This window comes from Sphingomonas adhaesiva (genome assembly GCF_036946125.1).
In the GTDB taxonomy this organism is placed as follows: domain Bacteria; phylum Pseudomonadota; class Alphaproteobacteria; order Sphingomonadales; family Sphingomonadaceae; genus Sphingomonas; species Sphingomonas adhaesiva_A.
Genome location: NZ_JAQIJT010000002.1, coordinates 1,115,194 through 1,135,032, shown reverse-complemented (window position 1 = coordinate 1,135,032; position 19,839 = coordinate 1,115,194). Strand labels below are relative to the sequence as shown.

General features: G+C 68.4%; 27 protein-coding genes. 10 read left to right on the top strand and 17 right to left on the bottom strand.

Annotated features, from left to right (window positions below; translation table 11 throughout):
• Window positions 1–39 precede the first annotated feature (39 nt).
• The 5 genes from PGN23_RS11675 (at window position 40) to PGN23_RS11655 (ending at window position 5,656) form a co-directional block, all read left to right on the top strand.
• The gene (locus tag PGN23_RS11675) at window positions 40–1,602 is read left to right on the top strand and encodes an acyl-CoA synthetase (protein ID WP_335304584.1); all 1,563 of its coding nucleotides are present in this window, start codon (window positions 40–42) and stop codon (window positions 1,600–1,602) included.
• Entirely contained in the window at window positions 1,599–3,191 is a 1,593-nt protein-coding gene (locus PGN23_RS11670) for an AMP-binding protein (RefSeq protein WP_335303059.1), read from the top strand. Before PGN23_RS11675 ends, PGN23_RS11670 begins: the two co-directional genes overlap by 4 nt.
• A gap of 111 nt (window positions 3,192–3,302) precedes the next feature.
• Window positions 3,303–4,250, top strand: coding sequence for an RcnB family protein (locus tag PGN23_RS11665; protein ID WP_335303058.1), 948 nt, complete (start codon window positions 3,303–3,305; stop codon window positions 4,248–4,250).
• Window positions 4,251–4,307: 57 nt separating this feature from the next.
• Window positions 4,308–4,994 (top strand): 2OG-Fe(II) oxygenase, encoded by a 687-nt coding sequence (locus PGN23_RS11660; RefSeq protein WP_335303057.1) that lies wholly within the window; start codon window positions 4,308–4,310, stop codon window positions 4,992–4,994.
• Window positions 4,991–5,656 carry an HPP family protein gene (locus tag PGN23_RS11655; RefSeq protein WP_335303056.1) on the top strand — a complete coding sequence of 222 codons (666 nt, stop codon included), beginning with the start codon at window positions 4,991–4,993 and terminating at the stop codon, window positions 5,654–5,656. Before PGN23_RS11660 ends, PGN23_RS11655 begins: the two co-directional genes overlap by 4 nt.
• A gap of 8 nt (window positions 5,657–5,664) precedes the next feature.
• On the opposite strand, the gene PGN23_RS11650 is transcribed toward PGN23_RS11655, so the two are convergent.
• The 9 genes from PGN23_RS11650 to PGN23_RS11610 all read right to left on the bottom strand — a co-directional run bounded on the left by PGN23_RS11650 (window position 5,665) and on the right by PGN23_RS11610 (window position 8,842).
• A complete protein-coding gene (locus PGN23_RS11650) occupies window positions 5,665–6,075 on the bottom strand; it encodes a SufE family protein (RefSeq protein ID WP_335303055.1) in 411 nt (136 codons plus the stop codon).
• A 38-nt stretch (window positions 6,076–6,113) separates the two neighbouring features.
• The gene (locus tag PGN23_RS11645) at window positions 6,114–6,350 is read right to left on the bottom strand and encodes a hypothetical protein (RefSeq protein WP_335304583.1); all 237 of its coding nucleotides are present in this window, start codon (window positions 6,348–6,350) and stop codon (window positions 6,114–6,116) included.
• Window positions 6,351–6,377: 27 nt separating this feature from the next.
• On the bottom strand, window positions 6,378–6,635 hold the full coding sequence (locus tag PGN23_RS11640) for a hypothetical protein (RefSeq protein ID WP_335303054.1): 258 nt from the start codon (window positions 6,633–6,635) through the stop codon (window positions 6,378–6,380).
• Window positions 6,636–6,659: 24 nt separating this feature from the next.
• Window positions 6,660–6,956, bottom strand: coding sequence for a hypothetical protein (locus tag PGN23_RS11635; RefSeq protein ID WP_335303053.1), 297 nt, complete (start codon window positions 6,954–6,956; stop codon window positions 6,660–6,662).
• Window positions 6,957–6,969: 13 nt separating this feature from the next.
• Window positions 6,970–7,260, bottom strand: coding sequence for a hypothetical protein (locus PGN23_RS11630; protein ID WP_335303052.1), 291 nt, complete (start codon window positions 7,258–7,260; stop codon window positions 6,970–6,972).
• Between the two features lie 27 nt (window positions 7,261–7,287).
• Window positions 7,288–7,671 carry an envelope stress response membrane protein PspC gene (gene pspC, locus PGN23_RS11625; RefSeq protein ID WP_335303051.1) on the bottom strand — a complete coding sequence of 128 codons (384 nt, stop codon included), beginning with the start codon at window positions 7,669–7,671 and terminating at the stop codon, window positions 7,288–7,290.
• Complete coding sequence (pspB, locus tag PGN23_RS11620) at window positions 7,671–7,949, bottom strand: envelope stress response membrane protein PspB (protein WP_335303049.1); 279 nt, start codon at window positions 7,947–7,949, stop codon at window positions 7,671–7,673. The genes pspC and pspB overlap by 1 nt, the downstream gene beginning before the upstream one ends.
• Before the next feature lie 3 nt (window positions 7,950–7,952).
• The gene (gene pspA / locus PGN23_RS11615; protein ID WP_335303048.1) at window positions 7,953–8,615 is read right to left on the bottom strand and encodes a phage shock protein PspA; all 663 of its coding nucleotides are present in this window, start codon (window positions 8,613–8,615) and stop codon (window positions 7,953–7,955) included.
• An 83-nt stretch (window positions 8,616–8,698) separates the two neighbouring features.
• Window positions 8,699–8,842 (bottom strand): hypothetical protein, encoded by a 144-nt coding sequence (locus tag PGN23_RS11610; RefSeq protein WP_335303046.1) that lies wholly within the window; start codon window positions 8,840–8,842, stop codon window positions 8,699–8,701.
• A 171-nt stretch (window positions 8,843–9,013) separates the two neighbouring features.
• On the opposite strand from PGN23_RS11610, the gene pspF reads away from it, so the two are divergent.
• Window positions 9,014–10,057: a phage shock protein operon transcriptional activator gene (gene pspF / locus PGN23_RS11605; RefSeq protein WP_335303045.1), complete on the top strand. Its 1,044-nt coding sequence runs from the start codon at window positions 9,014–9,016 to the stop codon at window positions 10,055–10,057.
• Window positions 10,058–10,132: 75 nt separating this feature from the next.
• Entirely contained in the window at window positions 10,133–10,744 is a 612-nt protein-coding gene (locus PGN23_RS11600) for a superoxide dismutase (protein WP_335303044.1), read from the top strand.
• A 59-nt stretch (window positions 10,745–10,803) separates the two neighbouring features.
• Here PGN23_RS11600 and PGN23_RS11595 read toward each other — a convergent pair whose 3' ends face one another.
• From PGN23_RS11595 to PGN23_RS11580, 4 genes are read right to left on the bottom strand one after another with little or no spacing between them, the layout of a single operon-like run.
• Entirely contained in the window at window positions 10,804–11,463 is a 660-nt protein-coding gene (locus PGN23_RS11595; RefSeq protein WP_335303042.1) for a hypothetical protein, read from the bottom strand.
• 26 nt (window positions 11,464–11,489) lie between these two features.
• Window positions 11,490–12,191: an inner membrane-spanning protein YciB gene (locus PGN23_RS11590; protein ID WP_335303041.1), complete on the bottom strand. Its 702-nt coding sequence runs from the start codon at window positions 12,189–12,191 to the stop codon at window positions 11,490–11,492.
• The gene (gene ftsY / locus PGN23_RS11585; protein WP_335303040.1) at window positions 12,188–13,123 is read right to left on the bottom strand and encodes a signal recognition particle-docking protein FtsY; all 936 of its coding nucleotides are present in this window, start codon (window positions 13,121–13,123) and stop codon (window positions 12,188–12,190) included. The genes PGN23_RS11590 and ftsY overlap by 4 nt, the downstream gene beginning before the upstream one ends.
• On the bottom strand, window positions 13,120–14,310 hold the full coding sequence (locus tag PGN23_RS11580) for a MiaB/RimO family radical SAM methylthiotransferase (protein WP_335303039.1): 1,191 nt from the start codon (window positions 14,308–14,310) through the stop codon (window positions 13,120–13,122). Before PGN23_RS11580 ends, ftsY begins: the two co-directional genes overlap by 4 nt.
• Between PGN23_RS11580 and PGN23_RS11575 the strand changes: the two genes are divergently transcribed.
• Window positions 14,309–14,881 carry a DUF924 family protein gene (locus tag PGN23_RS11575; protein ID WP_335303038.1) on the top strand — a complete coding sequence of 191 codons (573 nt, stop codon included), beginning with the start codon at window positions 14,309–14,311 and terminating at the stop codon, window positions 14,879–14,881. The two genes, PGN23_RS11580 and PGN23_RS11575, sit on opposite strands and share 2 nt — an antisense overlap.
• Before the next feature lie 7 nt (window positions 14,882–14,888).
• Here the strand turns inward: PGN23_RS11575 and PGN23_RS11570 are convergent, their stop codons facing one another.
• From PGN23_RS11570 to PGN23_RS11560, 3 genes are all read right to left on the bottom strand, one after another.
• Window positions 14,889–15,074, bottom strand: coding sequence for a hypothetical protein (locus PGN23_RS11570; protein ID WP_174192121.1), 186 nt, complete (start codon window positions 15,072–15,074; stop codon window positions 14,889–14,891).
• A gap of 127 nt (window positions 15,075–15,201) precedes the next feature.
• Window positions 15,202–16,281 carry a 1,9-bis(guanidino)-5-aza-nonane synthase gene (locus tag PGN23_RS11565; protein ID WP_335303037.1) on the bottom strand — a complete coding sequence of 360 codons (1,080 nt, stop codon included), beginning with the start codon at window positions 16,279–16,281 and terminating at the stop codon, window positions 15,202–15,204.
• A gap of 106 nt (window positions 16,282–16,387) precedes the next feature.
• Complete coding sequence (locus PGN23_RS11560) at window positions 16,388–17,620, bottom strand: type III PLP-dependent enzyme (protein WP_335303035.1); 1,233 nt, start codon at window positions 17,618–17,620, stop codon at window positions 16,388–16,390.
• A 148-nt stretch (window positions 17,621–17,768) separates the two neighbouring features.
• On the opposite strand from PGN23_RS11560, the gene PGN23_RS11555 reads away from it, so the two are divergent.
• Entirely contained in the window at window positions 17,769–18,722 is a 954-nt protein-coding gene (locus tag PGN23_RS11555; protein ID WP_335303034.1) for a threonine ammonia-lyase, read from the top strand.
• Window positions 18,719–18,898 (top strand): hypothetical protein, encoded by a 180-nt coding sequence (locus PGN23_RS11550; protein ID WP_335303032.1) that lies wholly within the window; start codon window positions 18,719–18,721, stop codon window positions 18,896–18,898. The genes PGN23_RS11555 and PGN23_RS11550 overlap by 4 nt, the downstream gene beginning before the upstream one ends.
• Before the next feature lie 237 nt (window positions 18,899–19,135).
• On the opposite strand, the gene PGN23_RS11545 is transcribed toward PGN23_RS11550, so the two are convergent.
• Window positions 19,136–19,792 (bottom strand): alpha/beta hydrolase, encoded by a 657-nt coding sequence (locus PGN23_RS11545; RefSeq protein ID WP_335303030.1) that lies wholly within the window; start codon window positions 19,790–19,792, stop codon window positions 19,136–19,138.
• Between the last annotated feature and the right edge of the window lie 47 nt (window positions 19,793–19,839).

Below are 19,839 nucleotides of genomic sequence, written 5' to 3'. Positions count from 1 at the left end.
GAAGACGCGGCCCCGATCGCCCCAGACGGAGAGAGAATGATGCTGCACCCGGTCGCCCACGCCCAGGCGATGCCCGACAAGCCTGCCTATATCATGGCCGGTTCCGGCGAGACGGTGACCTATGGCGAGCTGGACGCGCGCGCCAACCAGGGCGCGCAGCTGATCCGGTCGCTGGGGCTGAAGCGCGGCGACGGCATCGCGGTGATGATGGACAATTCGCCGCGCTACCTGGAGATCATGTGGGCGGCGGAGCGTACCGGCGTCTATTGCACCTGCATCTCCTCCAAGCTGAGCGTGTCGGAGGCGCATTACATCATCCGCGACGGCAATTGCCGCGCGCTGATCGTGTCGCGCGGGACGGCGGAATGCGCGACAGCGCTGCTGCCCGAGATCGACGACCTGAAGCGCTATATCGCCGATGGCGAGCTGCCGGGGTTCGAATCGTACGAGGCGGCGCGCGATGCGCAGCCCGCGACGCCGATCGCGGACCCGTCGCCGGGCGGCACGATGCTCTATTCGTCCGGCACGACGGGCCAGCCCAAGGGGGTGAAGCACCCGCTGTCGGAGGAGCCGTTCGGCACCAACCTGTCGCCGCTGGTGACGCTGGGGCAGGCGCTCTACGGCTTCGGCCCGGACATGGTGTATCTCAGCCCGGCACCGCTCTATCACGCCGCGCCGCTGCGCTGGTCGATGGCGGTGCAGCAGCTGGGCGGCACCGTGATCGTGATGGAGCGGTTCGACGCGGAAAAGGCGCTGGAATATATCGAGCGCTACCGCGTCACCCACGCGCAATGGGTGCCGACGCATTTCATCCGCATGCTGAAGCTGCCCGAAGAGGTGCGCGCGCGCTACGATCTCTCCTCGTTGAAGGCGGTGTGGCATGCCGCCGCGCCGTGCCCGATCCCGGTCAAGGAGAAGATGATCGAGTGGTGGGGGCCGATCATCGGCGAATATTATGCCGGTACGGAGGGGAACGGTTTCCACGCGATCGGTGCGGCCGACTGGCTGACGCACAAGGGGTCGGTGGGACGCAACCTGACCACGATCACCCATATCTGCGACGAGGACGGCGACGAGGTGCCGCCGCGGACCGAGGGCGCGATCTATTTCGAGAGCCCCGATGGCGGGCAGATCTTCACCTATCACAACGATCCGGCGAAGACGCAGGATTCGACCAATGCGCGTGGCTGGACGACGCTGGGCGACGTGGGCTGGGTGGATGAGGAGGGCTTCCTCTATCTCACCGATCGCAAGAGCTTCATGATTATCTCGGGCGGGGTCAACATCTACCCGGCGGAGATCGAGAACCTGCTCGTCACGCATCCCAAGGTCGCCGACGTCGCCGTGATCGGCGCGCCGCACGACGAGATGGGCGAGGAAGTGGTGGCGGTGGTGCAGCCGCGCGATCCGGAGAGCGCCGGGCCGGAACTGGCGGCGGAGTTGACCGAGTTCGCGCGCGCGAACCTGAGCCACGTCAAGACGCCGCGCCGCATCGACTTCCGCGCCGAACTGCCGCGGCACGATACCGGCAAGCTTTACAAGCGCCTGCTCCGCGACGAGTATTGGGGAAAAACCCAATTGGTGAGAGGTGTTGCGGGATGAGTTTCAACTTCGGTGACATGATCGAGGCGGTCGAGCGGGCGGTGCCCGGCGACCGCGTGGCGCTGGCGCATGGCGATCAGGTGGTCGACTGGGCCACGCTGGCGCGGCGCTCCAACGCCCTGGCGCGGGCGCTGGTCGATCGCGGTCTGTCACCGTGGGAGAGGTTCGCCTTCTACGCCTATAATTCCGCGGACTATCTGGTCGGCCTGATCGCCTGCTGGAAGGCACGGGGGACGCACGTCAACGTCAACTATCGCTATGTCGCCGAGGAACTGGCCTATATCCTGGCGGACAGCGACGCGACGGTGCTGCTGTACGACGCGCGGCTGCGCGATGCGGTGGCGCAGGTGGTGCCGGGCGCCCCCGGCGTGCGCACCTGGGTGGAGATCGGCGGGGAGGGGGACGCGCCCGCCTTCGCGGAGCGGTTCGACGATCTGACGGCGGGCGATGCGACGCCGCTGGGGATCGCGCGCGATCCGGCCGATCGCTTCTTCATCTATACCGGCGGCACCACCGGCATGCCCAAGGGCGTGGTATGGCAACATTCGGATCTGAACGCGATCGGGCTGGCGGTCGCCGCCTCGCAAGGCCTGCCGATCCCCGCCACGGTGGACGAGGCGGCCGCCCATGCCGCGGCGAACCCCGATTTTCCGCGCACCGTCTGCGGCCCGCCGCTGATGCACGGTACCGGCCTGCTGTCGTCCTACGGATCGTTGCTGGCGGGCGGGATGGTGGCGACGCTGCCGTCCACCAGCTTCCGCGCCGAGGAGGCACTGGACGCGATCGACCGCTGGCAGGCCAACCGGCTGATCGTGGTGGGCGATGCCTTCGCCCGCCCGGTGCTGGAGGCGCTGGACAACGAGCCGGCGCGCTGGGACGTGTCGTCGGTCCGGCTGATCTCGTCGTCGGGCGTGATGTGGACGCAGGCGGTGAAGGACGGGCTGATCCGCCACATGCCCGACGCCGTATGCCAGGACAATTTCAGCTCGTCCGAGGCGATCGGCATGGGAGCCGCGGTGACGACCCGTGACGGCACGGTGGAAACCGCGCGCTTCATGGTCGGTACGCGTTGCCGCGTGCTGGACGACGACGATCGCGACGTGGTGCCGGGCAGCGACGTCACCGGCAAGGTGGTGCTCGCGCCGCCGGGGCCGATCGAATATCACAAGGACCCTGAGAAGAGCGCGCGGACGTTCCGCGTGATCGACGGGGTACGCTATGTCGTATCGGGCGATCTGGCGAAGGTGAATGCCGATGGCTCGCTGGTGCTGCTGGGCCGTGGCTCGGCCTGTATCAACTCGGCGGGCGAGAAGATCTTTCCCGAAGAGGTCGAGGAGGCGTTGAAGCTGTGCCCCGGTGTCGAGGACGCTCTGGTCTTCGGCACGCCCGATCCGCGGTGGGGCCAGTCGGTGACGGCGGTCGTGCGCACCGGCGCGGGCTATGACGAGGGGACGATTCGCGACGAGTTGCGGCGGCATCTGGCGGGGTACAAGCTGCCCAAGCTGATGGTCGCCACCGCGGATACGCTGCGCGCACCCAACGGCAAGGCCGATTATGGCAAGGCCAAGGAATTGGCGGCGGCAGGCTGAATCCTGTCGGTTCGCTGACGACCCGGTTCAGCGATTGTTCCCCGGCACCGTCGCAATACATTCGTCATCGTGGGGCCGGCTCGTGCGCCGGCAGGTGGAAAGACGCTGACGATGATGAAGGCGATGGTGGCGACGTTGATGTCCGCGGTGGCGATGCTGCCGGGTGCATCCTGGGCGCAGGACGTGTCGGTGCGCGACGCGATGCGCGCCCGCATGGAGGCGCGGATGCAGGCGCAGGGCGGCGAGCGTGGTGGCGACGGCGGGTGGCAGCGCGATCGTGGCGCCCGCCCCGACCGTCCGCAGGGAGCCGGGCGACCGGATCGTCCCGCGGGCGAGTGGCGGCCGGGGCGCCCGGATCGGCCGCTCGGCGGCTGGGCGCCGAACCGCCCCGATCGGCCCGTTGGCGATGCGCAGCCGGGTCGCCCCGGCGGCGACTGGCGTGCCGACCGCCCGGTGACGCCTCCGCCGGCGCCGCCGATCGGCAGCGACGATCGACGCGACTGGCAGCAGCGGCCCGACCGGCCACGCGGCGAGTGGCGCGACGATCGCCGCGGCGACCGGCGTGGCGACGGGGGATGGGATGCGGGGCGCTGGCAGCAGCGCGACCAGGCGAACCGCGCATGGCAGGACGGGCGTCGGCCCGATCGCGACTGGAACCGCGGGGGTGCCTGGGATCGCGGTAGTTGGGACCGGGGGAACTGGAACCGGGGCGACTGGAACCGGGGCGACTGGAACCGGGGCGACCGCAACTGGGATCGCGGCTGGCGGCAGGATCGCCGCTACGACTGGACCCGGTACCGCGCCGCCAACCGCCAGCTGTATCGCCTGCCGCGCTATTACGCGCCCTATGGCTGGGATCGCGGCTATACGCGTTTCTCGGTCGGGGTGAGGCTCGCGCCGCAGCTGTTCGGACAGAATTACTGGATCGACGATCCGTGGTCCTATCGCCTGCCCGACGCCTACGGCCCGTATCGCTGGGTGCGCTATTACAATGACGCGCTGCTGGTCGATATCTACTCCGGGCAGGTGGTCGACCTGATCCCGGGATTGTTTTGGTGAAGTGAGGACGGCGCGTCGCTCTTGAAGCGGCGCGCCGGGCTTGCAAAAGCAGGCGCCATGCCGATCACCACCAATGTTCCGGGTTATCCCTCCGCCACGCGTGCCGCGATCGGGCGCGCGGTCGCCGCGCGGCTCGATGCCGATCCGCGGATGCAGCGGCTGCCCAGCGACAGCGTGCAGGCGTGGAGATGTCCCGGCTTCCTCGACGAGGCGAATTGCGACTGGCTGGTCGGGTTGATCGAGTCGAATCGTCGGCCGTCCACCCTGCTGTCGGACGAGGGATCGAACGCGAACCGGACCAGCGACAGTTGCGACATGGATCGCAACGCGGACGGCATCCGCGAGATCGACCGCTACATCTCGGGCACGCTGGGCATCCCGCCGGAGAATGGCGAGACGATGCAGGGGCAGCGCTATGCTCAGGGTCAGCATTTTCGCGCGCATCACGACTATTTCCACGAGGGCGAGAGCTACTGGCCGCGGATGCGCGTGACCGGGGGCCAGCGCACCTGGACCGCGATGATCTACCTCAACGAGGTGGAGGAGGGCGGGGCGACCTGGTTCCCGCAAGGGGGACTGCGCGTGATGCCGCGAAAGGGATTGCTGCTGGTCTGGAACAACATGGCGCCCGACGGCAGCCCCAATACGATGACGATGCACGAGGGCATGTCCGTGGTCGAGGGGACGAAGTACATCATCACCAAGTGGTTCCGCGAGAGTGCCTGGGGCACGCGCACGGCATGACAGGCTTCTTCCGGCCGATCGTCGCGGGCGCCGAGTGGCCCGCGCGCCTGATCGCGTGCGTCGGCGCGGCGATCGGGATCGCGCTGACGATCGTCGCGTGCGCGCAGGTGCCGCCGTCGATCGCCGACCTGCCGATCATCGTGGCGCCGCTGGGCGCGTCCGCCGTGCTGGTCTTCGCGGTGCCGGCCAGCCCGCTGGCGCAGCCGTGGCCGGTGGTGGGCGGCAACGTCGTCTCGACGCTGGTCGGGGTCGGCGCCTTCCACCTGATCCCCGACACCACGCTGGCGGCGGGGGCGGCGGTGGGCGCGGCGATCCTGGCGATGTCGCTGCTGCGGTGCCTCCACCCGCCCGGCGGGGCCGCGGCGCTGACCGCGGTCATCGGCAGTCAGGGCATTCACGCGGCGGGCTATGCCTTCGCCGCCGCCCCCGTGGGGATCAATTCGATCGCCCTGGTCGCGCTGGGGGTGGCGTGGCACCGCCTGACGCGGCGCTCCTATCCGCATCGCGCGCCGCCGCCGCCGGCACCGATCCCGGCCGGGATCCACCTCGTCGACATCGACGCCGCGCTGGCGGAAATGCACGAGGGCTTCGATATCAGCCGCGAGGATCTGGACGCGCTTCTGTCGCGCGCCCAGATCCATGCGCAGGCGCGGCGGCAATAGCGCCCGGCTCAGTCGGCGTAGCGCTGCGCCGTCTCGCGGATCAGCGCGATCATGTTGGGGATGCCCTGCGTACGATTGGAGCTGAGCTGCGCCTTCAGTTCGAACGGAGCCAGTTCCCCCTCGATATCGGTCGCCAGGATCGCTGCGGGGTTACGGTCCTGCACCGTCAGCAGGACCAGGGCGATGATCCCCTTGGTAATGGCGGCGTTGCTGTCCGCCAGGAAGTGGAGCGTGCCGTCGTCCGCCACGGTGGGATAGACCCAGACCGAGGCGGAGCAACCGCGCACCAGCGTCGCGTCGGTCTTCAGCGCATCGGGCATCGGCTCCAGCGATCGGCCCAGCTCCACCAGCAGGCGGTAGCGATCGTCGCCCTCCAGAAAGCCATATTCCTCGCGGATGTCGTCGAGCGTGTCGGTCATCCGCGCGCGCTACCGTGCCCGCCGCGCCCCGGCAACCGTCACAGGTCGACGCCCGCCGCAATCGCCTCCAGCTTGCGGATGCGCTCCTTCAGGTCCGCGATCTCGATCCGCGCGCTGGCGCTGGGGGCGGCGGCGATCGCGGGGGCGTCGGCACGCAGTTCCTGCTGCTTGAGCTGGAGCCAGCCGCGCCAGCCGTTGAGCGCGGCGTAGCAGAGCATCGCGAGCCCCGCGAGCGCGGCGACGGCGGTGGTGAGATAGAGGCTGGGGTCGGACATCATGGCCGTCTCCTTCCGGCGATGGGGTCAGCGGTCGCGCAGCTGCTCGATCTGGCGCTCCAGATCGGCGCTGCCGCCGTGTTGGTCGGTGATGACGCGTTCGAGCACCTGGATGCGCTCACGCAACTGCTTGATCTCCTCGCTCTGCGCCGGATTGTCGGCGCCGAACCAGGGCTGGGGCGGATGACCGGCGCGCCCGATGGCGCGATGCCGCTCGCGGCTCACCTTTCCGATCGTGACGATCATCACGATCATGACCACCATGAAGGCTATGGACCACGGCACGATGCATTTCTCCTGAAGGAAGCGTTAGTTGAGCGGCCGGGTGGCCATGGGGTCGGGAAGGGTGCGCAGGCTCTCGATCTCGTCGGCGAGCGCCACGCCCTTGTCGGTGATGATGCGTTCGAGAACGCGGACGCGCTGTTCCAGCCGCTCGGTGTGGGCGGCATATTGCGCCGCCTTCTCCGCGGTCTGGGCGTTCAGCGCCTCGGCCATCCGCTCCTTGTGCTTGAGCCAGCGCTTGAACATGTCGCCGACGACCCCGAGGATCACGGGAAGGCCCACGACGATCAGGAAGAACAGGATCACGAAGTTCGACTTTTGCATGGTTTGACCTTCCTCAGCGGTCGCGCAGCGCGTCGATCTCGTGCGCGGTGCGGACGGCGGGATCGGTCGCGATGCGCTCCAGCACCGCGATCCGTTCCTCCAGCCGGCCGACCTGCCCGGCGAGTCGCTCGTTCTCGTTCGCCAGCAGCCGGACCTGCCGGTCCTGATCGGCATCGCCCTTCTTCAGATTGCGCCCCCAGTCGTCGCTGACGGGATAGCCGTGGCGGGCGCGGATCAGATTGTTGATGACCCAGGCCGTCATGCAGATGGCGATGATCGCGAGGACGAAGTTCGGACCGTGCATCGGTAGTGACCCTTTTCGGCGCGCGGCTCAGCGCAGGCTTTCGATCTCGTTGGCCAGCGCGCTGTTGCGGCTGGTATAGTGCAGCTCGATGTCGGCCAGGCGCCGGTCGAGCTCGCGGAACTTGGCGCGGACCTCCGTGGTGGAGCGGGTCGGGTTGGAACGGACGCCCTGCCAGAATTTCTGGTCGTCGCGGTCCTGGTACAGCCCGACCGGCTTGGGCTCCGCCATCCACGCGACCAGCGCATAGGCGATCAGCGTCCAGGGAAATCCGCCCGCCAGCGTCAGCAGGATCATCGCGATGCGGACCCAGATGACCTCGATCCCGGTGTAATCGGCGATCCCGGCGCAGACGCCCTTCCACTTCGCGTCCTGCTTATCCAGGTAGAATTTGGTGCGGCTGTTGTCGGACATCAGTTCCTCCGCTGCGACGGGGGGTCGAGACGATAGTCGGGCTGCGAGCGATAGTCGCCGAGACCGGGGCGGAAATCGGGATTGTCGGCGGCGACGATCCGCTCGACCGTGTTGACGCGGTCCTCGAGCCGGCGGGCGAGATTGTACATCTCGTCGAGCAGGCGCTCGTCCTCGCCGGTCATCTTGGGCGCCGTCTTCCACTTGGTGACATAATGCAGGATCAGCCACGGCAGCGCGACGAAGAGCGAAATGATCGCGATGAAGGGTGCAAAATCCATGAGTTAGGCGTCCTTGTTCAATCGCGCTTTCAGCGCGGCCAGCTCGGCATCGATCTTGTCGCTGGAGCGCAGGCCCTCGATCTCCTCGTCGAGCGACTTGGGCGCAAGCCCCATCGCCTCGGCGCGACCCTCCGCCTCGTCCGCGCGGCGTTCCAACACCTCGAACCGGCTGAAGGCCTCGTGCGTCTTGGGCCCGTTCCACATTTCGCGCAGCCGCGCCTTGGTGTTGGCGCTCTCCAGCCGGGTGGCGATCGCGTTCTGCTTGGCGCGGGCCTCGCGCAGCTTGCTCTGCAGCTTCGCGATATCCTCCTCGGAACCGCGCAGCGCGTCCTCCAGCACCGTCACCTCGGAGCGCAGCTGCGCCCCCATGTCGGCGGCCTTGCGGCGTTCGACGAGCGCCGCCTTGGCCAGGTCCTCGCGGCCCTTCGACAGCGCCAGCTCGGCCTTTTCGGTCCAGTTGGCCTCCAGGTCGGCCAGCTTCTGGATATGGCGGCGCATTTCCTTCTGGTCGGCAATGGTGCGCGCGGCGGAGGCGCGGACCTCGACCAGCGTCTCCTCCATTTCGAGAATAATCATGCGAACCATCTTCGCCGGGTCGTCCGCCCTGTCGAGCAGCTCGGCCATGTTGGCGGCGACGATGTCGCGGGTTCGGGAAAAGATGCCCATTCGATCAGGACTCCGAAGGTAACGCACCCACTGTAGCGGATCGAACGGGGCGCGGGGAGGGTCGTCCCGCGCCCCGCCCCCGCTTACGCCACGGCGTGCGCGGTGGTGATCGGCGCATGGCCCAGCGTGGTCGCGGGACCGACCGCGCCGAGCACCAGCGTGGCGCTGACGAGGGCGGTGAGGGCGATCGCGGCGAGCTTGCTGCCGAAGGTGGTGGACTGCATCATGGTGTGTCTCCTCAGAACGATTGGCGCCGTCTTTGCGGCGACATGCCAACAGCCTTGCAGGACGCGTGCCAGTTTCAAAAATGGCGGAAATGCTGGGATTTTCCGCGTTGCGGCGCTTCTGGGAATCTTTGCCGTTGCCATCCTCTGGCGATTTGCGCCACATGTTGGCGCATGGATCGCGCGACGCAGGTCATCGGCCAATCGGGGGCCTTTCTGGACGCGCTGGAGCGCGCCAGCCGCGCGGCGGTGCTCGATCGCCCGGTGCTGGTGATCGGCGAGCGCGGCACCGGCAAGGAGCTCGTTGCCGAACGTCTGCATCATCTGTCGCAGCGCTGGTCGCAGCCGCTGGTGACGATGAACTGCGCCGCCCTGCCCGAGACGCTGATCGAGGCCGAATTGTTCGGGCACGAGGCGGGCGCGTTCACCGGCGCGACCAAGGCGCGCGTCGGGCGGTTCGAGGAGGCGGACGGTGGCACGCTGTTCCTCGACGAGCTCGGCACGCTGTCGATGGGCGCGCAGGAGCGGCTGCTGCGCGCAGTGGAATATGGCGAGGTGACGCGGATCGGATCGTCGCGACCGATCCGGGTCGACGTGCGGATCGTCGCGGCGACCAACGAGCATCTGCCCGACCGCGTCGAGGATCATACGTTCCGCGCCGATCTGCTCGACCGGCTGTCGTTCGAGGTGGTGACGCTGCCGCCCTTGCGCGCGCGGCGCAGCGACATTCCCGTGCTGGCGGAATTCTTCGGGCGGCGCATGTCGGCGGAGCTGGGGCGCGACGAATGGCCCGGCTTCTCGGAGGAAGCGGCGGACGCGATGCGTGAGTATCGCTGGCCGGGGAACGTGCGCGAGTTGCGCAACGTCGTCGAGCGCGCGGTGTACCGCTGGGACCGCCCCGGCCCGGTCGGGGCGGTCGAGTTCGATCCGTTCGCCTCGCCCTATCGCCCCACCGCGTCGTTGCGCGGCGGCCGCAGGCCTGAACCGGCGCCTGCGGCCCCGGCGGAGGACCTGCCGGAGGACGCGCCCGTCGTCGCGTGCGAGGAGGGGCCGTCGGACTTCAAGAGTCGGGTCGCCCGGTTCGAACGCGAGCTGCTGGCGAAGACGCTGGCGGATCATCGCTTCAACCAGCGCGCGACCGCGGAGACGCTGGGGCTCAGCTACGACCAGCTGCGACACGCGCTGCGCCGCCACGACCTGATCGGAGCGACAGCGTAACGAGGTTGCGCGCCGGCGCATCCGGAGCCATTTGGGGTCCATCGCGTTGCTCGACGCGAACCTAAGGAGGATTTCATGGCTTTCGAACTCCCGCCGCTCCCCTACGACTATGACGCGCTGGAGCCGGTCATCTCGAAGGAGACGATGACCTTCCACCATGACAAGCATCATGCCGCCTACACCGCCAAGCTGAACGAGGGCGTCGCGGCCGATCCGAAGCTGGAAGGCAAGTCGATCGAGGACATCCTGGGCATGATTTCCCAGCTGCCCCCGCTCGTTCGCAACAACGGCGGCGGCTATTGGAACCACGACTTCTTCTGGAAGATCATGGCGCCCAAGGGCTCGACCCAGCCGTCGGGCAAGCTGGCCGAGGCGATCGAGGCGTTCGGCGGGCTCGACAAGCTGAAGGAGGAGTTCAACACCAAGGGCGCGGGGCAGTTCGGCTCCGGCTGGGCCTGGGTGATCGCTGATTCGTCGGGCGCGCTGAAGGTGACCTCGACCCCGAACCAGGACAATCCGCTGATGGACGATGCCAAGGAGAAGGGCACGCCGATCCTGGGCAACGACGTGTGGGAGCACGCCTATTACCTCACCTACAAGAACGACCGTCCCGGCTATCTGAAGGCGTGGTGGGACATCGTGAACTGGGACGAGGCCGGGCGCCGCTACGACGCCGCGGTGGGCTGAACGCGGACGGCCTGTCTATGAGGAAAGGCCCGGGCGACCGGGCCTTTTCCTTGCGCGGGTCAGCGGACCGGCTGGATGTCCTCGATCGCGACCAATGTGTCGATCCTGCCCGACTTGCCGAGCATCGACCCGGTGATGCTGCTCGCGATGGTGGCGGGAACCACCTGCCCCGAGGGCAGCTGGCGATAGCGCGCGGTCACCGTCATCCCCTGGACCGAGGCGACCAGCATCATCCGGAACGGCTTGGCGGTGACGAAGCGGACCCGTTCGACGAACGGTATCTTCCCGCTTGTGTTCACCGTGGCCTCGGCCTGCGTATCGGGCGAGGCATCGTGGGGACCGACCTTTACGACGTCGTCGGGGAGGCGGGGAAAGCGATAGAGAACCTGACCGGGTGCGGCATCGATCCGCGTGGCGGGCGCACCGAACCATTTGGCGAGCTCGGCATAGGACGACACCTGCCCGCGCCGGTCCTTCAGCGACTTCGACTGCTCCTTGGCGGTGGGAGGGCGCCCGTCGATACTGACGATCGACCAGCGCTGCGCCTCCGGACGGCGGGGATCGTATCGGTCCACGATGACCTTGCGCGCCGCGCCGGTGCGATCGACCGTGATCCGCCGCTGGAAGGCGAAGCCGTCCGCACGCGTCGCTTGCATCGTGGCCAGCAGGTCGCTCTGGAGCGCATCGGCGTGGGCGGTGCCCGGCAGGACTACGGCCATCGCGAGCATGAGGCACCGGGCCATGGTCAACCCTCCGGAGGGACGGGCGGATCGTCGCCCAGCGTCAGCCCGTGGCGCATCAGCATCGGCACGTTGGCGACCGCGAACAGCAGCGTCATCGGGATCACCACCCAGACCTTGTAGATCGCCCACAGGTCCCAGCCGCGCGACGCGCCCAGCGCGACCGCGGCCCCGCGCCACACCGCCTCGTTCAGCACCGCCATGCCGACGAAGAACCACACCCAGTTGATGGTCAGCCGTCGCCACCCGCTTTCGCGCAGGCCGGGATAGGCGCTGCCCATCAGCTGCTGGAGCAGCGGGCGCCCGGTCGCCGCGCCGAAGCCGAGGACCGCGGCGAGCAGGACGTAGACGATCGTCGGCTTCATCTGGATGAAGCGCGGATCGCGGAAGTACATCGTCAGCCCCCCGAAGACGATCACCAGACCGGCGGAGATCAGCAGCATCGGCGGAACGCGGCCCAGCTTCGCGCGGGCGATCAGCAATGCCACGATGCTGGCGAGGACGAACACCGCGGTCGCGACGATGACGCGCGCCAGGAGCAGCGCCTCGACCTGCCCCAGTCCGGACAAGGTGGAGGTGAAAGTGGCGACGATGCGGCGCGCGACCTCGGCGGGCAGCAGGAAGTTGGCGACGAAGAAGGCGGCGAGCGGGCCATAGTCGACCAGCGCGCGCACGCCGGCCTTGCCGTCGCCGGCGGGGCCGCTCATCGACCGCGTCCGCTGTCGTCGACGCCGGCGATGATGCGGCTGACCTCGCGCGCGTCGAACGGGCGCAGGTCATCCATCTTCTCGCCCACGCCGATCGCGTGGATCGGCAGGCCGAAGCGCTCCGCCGCCGCGACCAGGACGCCGCCGCGCGCGCTGCCGTCCAGCTTCGTCATGACCAGTCCGGTGACGCCGGCGACATCCTTGAACACCTCGATCTGGTTCAACGCATTCTGTCCCGTGGTCGCATCCAGCACCAGCAGAACGTCATGCGGCGCGGCGGGGTTCAGCCGGCCCAGCACGCGGCGGATCTTCGCCAGCTCGTCCATCAGCTCGCGCTTGTTCTGGAGGCGCCCGGCGGTGTCGACGATCAGCACGTCGGTGCCGATCGCGGTCGCCTGCTTCACCGCATCCCACACGATGCCCGCGGCATCGCCGCCTTCGGGCCCGGTGACGATGGGCACGCCGATCCGCTCCGCCCAGGTCTTCAGCTGGCCGATCGCGGCGGCGCGGAAGGTGTCGCCGGCAGCGAGCATCACCTGATAGTCCTGCTCCATGAACAGATGCGCCAGCTTGGCGATGGTGGTCGTCTTGCCCGAGCCGTTGACGCCGATCACCAGCACCACCTGCGGCCGGGGGAAAGCGTCGATCCCGATCGGGCGTGCTACCTCGCGCAGCACCTTCTCGACCTCCTCCGCCACGACGAGGCGGATGCCCAGCTCCTCCATGTTGCGCTCGAACAGGCCCTCCGCCAGCCGCTCGCGGACACGCGCCGCGGTCTGCGGGCCGAGGTCGGAGGCGATCAGCGCTTCCTCGACATCGTCCAGCGTCTGGTCGTCCAGCCGCGCGCCGCCCAGGCCGGCGAGATTGCCGACCAGCCGGTCGGAGGTACGGCGAAAGCCGCCAAGGAGCTTGTCGTGCCAGCTCGTGCTCATGCGATGGTTCCGATGAGGTGATCGGCGGCGGCGGCGGTGATGGTCGCCACGGCCACGCTGCCGATCGGGTGGGAAGGAGAGGGGGCGTCAAGGCGCACGCTCGAAAAATCGGACGCGTGGCCACGGTCGCCGGGGCGCTCGATCAGGACGCGCTGGCGTGTCCCCACCTGTGCGGCGAGGTGATGCGAGAGGACGTTCGCGGCGGCATCGCGAAGCCGCGCCGCGCGATGTCGGACGACAGCGGGATCGACCTGCGGCATCCGCGCCGCCGGGGTGCCCGCGCGCGGCGAATAGGGGAAGACGTGCGCGAATGCGATCTGCCCCTGCCCGATCGCGGCGAGGCTGTTGGCGAACATCCCCTCGTCCTCGGTTGGGAAGCCCGCGATCAGGTCGGCGCCGATCGTCAGGTCGGCGCGTGCGGCGCGAAGGCGGTCGATCAGCGCCAGCGCCCCGGCGCGGGTATGACGGCGGCGCATCCGCTTGAGGATCAGGTCGTCGCCCGCCTGGAGCGAGAGATGGACGTGAGGCATCACCCGCGGCTCCTGCGTCAGCACGGCGAACAGCGCATCGTCGATCGCGGCAGGGTCGAGCGAGGACAGACGGACCCGCTCGAGTGCGGGGACCTCCGCCAGGACACGCTCCAGCAAGGTCGCCAGCCCGGCGCCATGATCGTCGTAGCTGGCGAGATCGACCCCGCTCAGCACCACCTCGCATGCGCCCGCCTCTACCGCGGCGGCGACGCGCAGCACGACCTGGGTGGCGGGATCGGCACGGTTGCGGCCCCGCCCCTGCGGGATGGCGCAGAAGGTGCAATGGTGGTCGCAGCCGTTCTGCACCCCCAGGAACGTACGAGTCTGGCGGCGGGGGGGCAGCGCATTGGGGCGGGCACCCCAGCTGGCAGGGAGCAGTTTCGCCGCATTGGCGACGATCCGGTCGACCTCCGGCATCGCGGCGAAGGCGGCGCGGTCCATCTCGGAGGCGCAGCCGGTGACGACGAGTTGCGCATCGGGCCGGGCGCGGCGCAGGCGGCGGATCGCGGCGCGGGTGTCCTTTACCGCCTGATGGGTGACGCCGCAGCCGTTGACGACCGCCACGTTCGCGCCCGCCAGCTGCCGGATCGTTTCGCTTTCGGCGATGTTGAGGCGGCAGCCGAGGGTGACCACCTCCGGCGCGGAAGGAGCGAGCATGGCGGGCGATCTAGGGATGACCGCGGATGAAGTCGATACTTGGGCGCGCGAAGTGCTCGACTTCTGGTTCGCGCTGACGACGGAGCAACAATTCGCGAAGGATCCGGCGCTCGACACGCGCATCCGCGAACGGTTCGGTACGCTGCGCGACCGCGTGGCGGAGACGCGGGCGGTGGGGTGGCGCGGCGATCCGCGCACGTTGCTGGCCGCCGTGATCGTGCTCGACCAATTCTCTCGCAACCTGTTCAGGGGGCAGGCGGCGGCGTTCGCGACCGACGAACTGGCACAGGAGCTGACGAACGCGGCGCTGGTGCGAGGGTGGGACGCGTCATTGTCGCCCGAGGAGCGCGTCTTCCTCTACATGCCCATGATGCATGCCGAGCATGCGGAGGGGCAGGCGACCAGCGTGCGGCTGTTCGAGGCGCTGGGAATTGCGGAAAACGCCGCCTTCGCGCGCGATCATGCCGCGGTGTTCGCACGTTTCGGACGCTTTCCGTCGCGCAACGCGGCATTGGGGCGCGAGAGTACCGCGGAGGAACTGGCGTATCTGGCGGAAGGGGGCGGTTGGTAGCGGAAACTCAGCGCAGCTTGGCGATCGACAGGCCGTCCGCCTTGGCGCGATCCTTGGTCGACTCCTCCGACCGCTTCAGCGCCTTGGCGATCGCCTTCAGCGCCATGCCCTTCTTGGCCAGCGTGTGCAGCTTCTGGATCTCGTCCGTCGTCCAGGGCTGGCGATGGCGTTCGAACGTTTCGCCTTTTGCCATACGGTATCTCCCAAAAAGGCCGACATCACGGGGATGGACCCCGTGACGTCGGACGCGGGTGCCACGCGGCACCCGCGCCGGCCGGCCTTTCGCCGACTCGCGGATAGCGTCGCTATCCGCGCGCGGCTCAGGCGAACAGCTTCGCCCAGCCGCGTACGCCGCGGTCCTTCCACAGGCCGCGGTGATAGGCGTCCGACGCCAGCAGCGGCATGACCGAGCCGGCTTCCGCGAACACCATCTGCTCGATCGCGGTGTTCACCTTGCCCCAGCTTGCCGCCTCCTGCAGCGTCGAGGACGAGCAGGCGCCGTCGCGGACGTCGGCGACGGTGATCTGCACCGCGTATTTGTGCACCTCGACATCGTCATGACCCAGGATCTCGGCACAGACGACGGTGTCCTGGATGAAGTTCTTCGGCACGCCGCCGCCGATCATCAGCAGGCCGGTGACGCCGGCCTCGATCTTGATCTGGGTCAGCTCACGGAAGTCGGCGACCGCGTCGATCATCAGGTACGGGCGGCCTTCCTTGGCGGCATCCACCTGATGCTTGACGAGGCCGAACCCGGCCGAGGAATCGACGAACGCCGGGCAGAAGATCGGCACGTCATGCTCGTAGGCGAGCTTGACGAGGCTGTTCTCCTTCTTGCCGTGCTCGACCAGATACTTGCCCATCTCGCGGATGAACGCGCGCGACGAATACGCCCTGGGCTCCAGCGACTCGGCGATCTCGAAGATCGTGTGGTCGACGTGCTGGAGCTGCTCCTCGTCGATATAGGTGTCGTAGATGCGGTCGATGTAGAGCGAGCGCAGTGTGTCGTCGTCGGGAATTTCCTGCGCCTGATAGTGCTTGTGGCCCAGTCCCTCGAAGAAATCCATGTCGACGATGGTCGCGCCGGTGGCGACGATGACGTCGACCATGTTGTTGCGCACCAGGTCGGCATACAGGTCCATGCAGCCGCCCGCGGAGGTCGATCCGGCGATCACCAGGCAGACGGTGCAGTCCTTGTCGGCCAGCATGTCGTTGTAGATCTTCGTCGCGCGACCCAGGTCGCGGCTGGTGAAGCTCATGTCGGCCATCGCATCGACGATCGGGCGCGCGTCGAAGCTCTTGATGTCGATGTGCTTCACTTCCTTCGACAGCAGCTCCGCCTTGCGGGTGTCGTTGATCGGGGCGTTGGACGCCGCGGTCTTGGAAAGGGTGTCGGTCATGGGTGGCTCCCACAGGGTAGGACACGTCGTTCAAAGGGGACGCGAAGACCCGCACGACGGCGGCACGGGATGCCCGTACCGCCGTCGAATCAGTGATGGGGTTGCGTTACAGCTTGACGACGTTGCTGGCGACCTGCGGCGTGGCCGCGTCGTACAGCGACACCATCGGCTCGTCGGTCGCGATCACCGTCTCGTCCGACGTGAAGCCGTTGAACGCGGTGCGCATCGCGGCGCCATACGCCCCCAGCATCCCCACCTCGATATAGTCGCCGGGAACCACGTCCGCCGGCAGCGGGAACGGGCCTGGCATGTGGTCGAGGTCGTCGCAGGTCGGCCCCCAGAAGCTGAACGGATGATCGCGCACCGTCGACTCGGGCTCGCGCAGCAGCGCGACCGGATAGCGCCAGCCGATGTGCGCCGCGTCGAACAACGCGCCATAGGCGCCGTCGTTGATGTACAGTTCCTCGCCGCGGCGACGCTCCACGCGCACAACGACAGAGCTGTACTCGGCGCACAGCGCACGACCGGGTTCCGCCCACAATTCGGCGGAATAGCTGATCGGCAGGCTTTCGAACGCGCGGTGGATCGTCTCGAAATACAGCTCCAGCGGCGGCGGGGTCATGCCCGGGTACGCCGAGGGGAAACCGCCGCCCACGTCGATGACGTCGACCGTCACCGCCGCACCGACGATCGCCTGCCGCACGCGCTCCATCGCATCCGAATAAGCGGTCGGCGTCATCGCCTGCGAGCCCACGTGGAAGCAGATGCCCAGCGCATCGGCCACCTGGCGCGTCGCGATCAGCAGGTCCTTCGCCTCGTCCGGCGACACGCCGAACTTGGACGCCAGGCTGAGCTTCGAATGTTCCGACGACACGCGCAGCCGGACGCACAGCGTCAGGTCGGCGGCACCGCGAGTGGCGCGCACGATCTTGTCCAGCTCTTCCATGCTGTCCAGCGAGAAGGTGCGCACGCCGTGCGTGAAATACGCCTCCGCGATCGCTTCCTCGGCCTTGACCGGGTGCATGAAACAGAGCGTTGCCTCCGGCACCGCGCGGGCGACCAGCCGCACCTCCGCGATCGAGGCGACGTCGAACGTCGTCACCCCGTTGTCGTAGAGGATCCGGATCAGCTCCGGCGACGGATTCGCCTTCACCGCATACATGGACCGGCCCGGAAACTTCTCCGTGAAGAAGCGGGCGGCCCGTGCCGCGGCGTGCGGCCGGACGATCGTCACCGGCTGGACCGGACGACGGGCGGCAATGTCGATGGCTCCACCAACGATGGTGGCGGAAGCAGTCGAGGGGGCAGCTAGCCCCAGCGCGCGATGATGCTGGTGCAACTCAAGGGACCTCCAATTGCCTTGCGGCATACGGTGACAAAAGCTGCCTTGCGGTTGGAAGTCCCATGGGGCAGCGGAGGCGCGAACTAGGGTCGGTGATCGCGGATGTAAAGTGGTTGCTGCGACGAAAGGTGGCATTGTGACGATTATGCGACACCCGACTCGGGCAGGGGTCCGCGAGGCGGCGGCAAAGGTTGCCGCGATCTTACCGCCGACCCCCATTTTCGTGCGTTCGATCAGGGGCACGGACGTCGTCTTCAAGGCGGAGTCGCTCCAGCCGATCGGCGCGTTCAAGATTCGCGGCGCCTGGCACCGACTCACCGAGCTGGGCACGGAGGCGCGCGCGCGCGGCGTGGTGGCCTTCTCGTCCGGCAACCATGCGCAGGGCGTCGCATGGGCGGCGAGGCGGCTGGGGATGCCCGCGACGATCGTGATGCCGTCGGACGCACCGCGCGCGAAGCGCGACGCGACGCTCGCGCTGGGCGCGGAGGTGGTCGATTACGACCGCGCGACCGAGAGCCGCGAGACGATCGCGGCGCGGCTGGCGGAGGCGCGCGGCGCGACGCTGGTGCCGAGCTTCGACGATCCCTGGATCATCGAGGGGCAGGGCTCGACCGGGATCGAGGCGGCGGCGCAGATGGCGGCGGCGGGCATGGGTACGCCCATGCATGTCGTCATTCCCTGCGGCGGCGGCGGGCTGGCGGCGGGGATCGCGCTGGCACTGAAGGACGCCGCGATCACCGTGGTGGAACCGGAGGGCTGGGACGACATGCGCCGCAGCCTGGAGGCGAGCTGGATCGAGCCGGTCGGCGACGACCCGCCGCCCACCGCGTGCGATGCGTTGCAGACGACGATCGTGTCGCCGCTGACGTTCGACGTGCTGTCGCGCCGCGACGCGACCGGCGTCGCGGTCGGCGAGGCGGAGGTGCGCGCGGCGCAGCGCTGGGCCGCGGAGCAGCTGCGACTGGTGGTCGAGCCGGGCGGCGCGGTGGCGCTGGCGGCGTTGCTGGCGGGAAAGGTCCCGGTGGCGCCGGGGATGCTGGTGGTATTGTCCGGCGGGAACGTCGACGTGGATGCCTATGCGAAGGCGATCGGGGCATGAACGGCGCGCTGGGCGGGATCGCGAGTGCGGCCCCGGCGATCGCGATGCTGGGGGCGATCGCCTGCGTCATCGGCGGCGGGTGGATGATCGGGAGCGGGCGCGACCGGACAAAGGGCGCGCTGCTGCTGGTGATGGCCGCGGTGCTGGTCGGGAACGTGCTGATCTGGACGATGTGAGGGACACGTCGCGCCGTTACGTGCCGCGCGCCGTCCGTCACTCCCGCGAAGGCGATGCCCATCGCCATCGTGCTCCTGCGCAGGCAGGAGCCCGGGCTTGCAAGTCCTTGCATGTGCTGTTCTGCCTGGCGCTGGGCTCCTGCCTTTGCAGGAGCACGGCCGGTACGCGGCGCAGTTCCGGCGCATGCGTCGCCCTGCGTGTCTGGATCCCCGCCTGCGCGGGGATGACGGGGGGGCTCAGCGGATCGGCGAATTCGGATCGAGGCGCATGTCGAGGTAATTGTCGACCGAGCGCATCAGGTCGGGCATCTCGTGCTCGAAGAAGTGGTTGGCGCGCGGGATCACGTCGTGGTGGATCGTGATGTGCTTCTGCGTGCGCAGCTTGTCGACCAGCTTCTGCGTGGCGAGCGGGGTCGCGACCTCGTCCTCCGCGCCCTGGATGATGATGCCCGACGACGGACAGGGGGCCAGGAAGCTGAAATCGTAGAGGTTCGCGGGCGGCGCGATCGAGATGAAGCCGCGGATTTCGGGGCGCCGCATCAGCAACTGCATGCCGATCCACGCGCCGAAGGAGAAGCCGGCGATCCAGGTCGTCTGCGCCTCGGGATGGAAGCTCTGTACCCAGTCGAGCGCGGCGGCCGCGTCCGACAGTTCGCCGATGCCGTTGTCGAACGTGCCCTGGCTCTTGCCCACACCGCGGAAATTGAAGCGCAGCGTGGCGAAGCCGCGGCGCTGGAAGGTCTTGTAGAGTTCCTGCACGATCTTGTTGTTCATCGTGCCGCCCGCGGTCGGGTGCGGGTGGAGGATCATCGCGACGGGTGCGCGGGGCCGGGGGGCGGGGGCGAAGCGGCCCTCGATACGGCCTTCGGGTCCGGGAAAGATGACGTCGGGCATGGTCACTCTGATCTTTGGGGCGGGCGTTGGGGCCCGCGGAAAGCGCG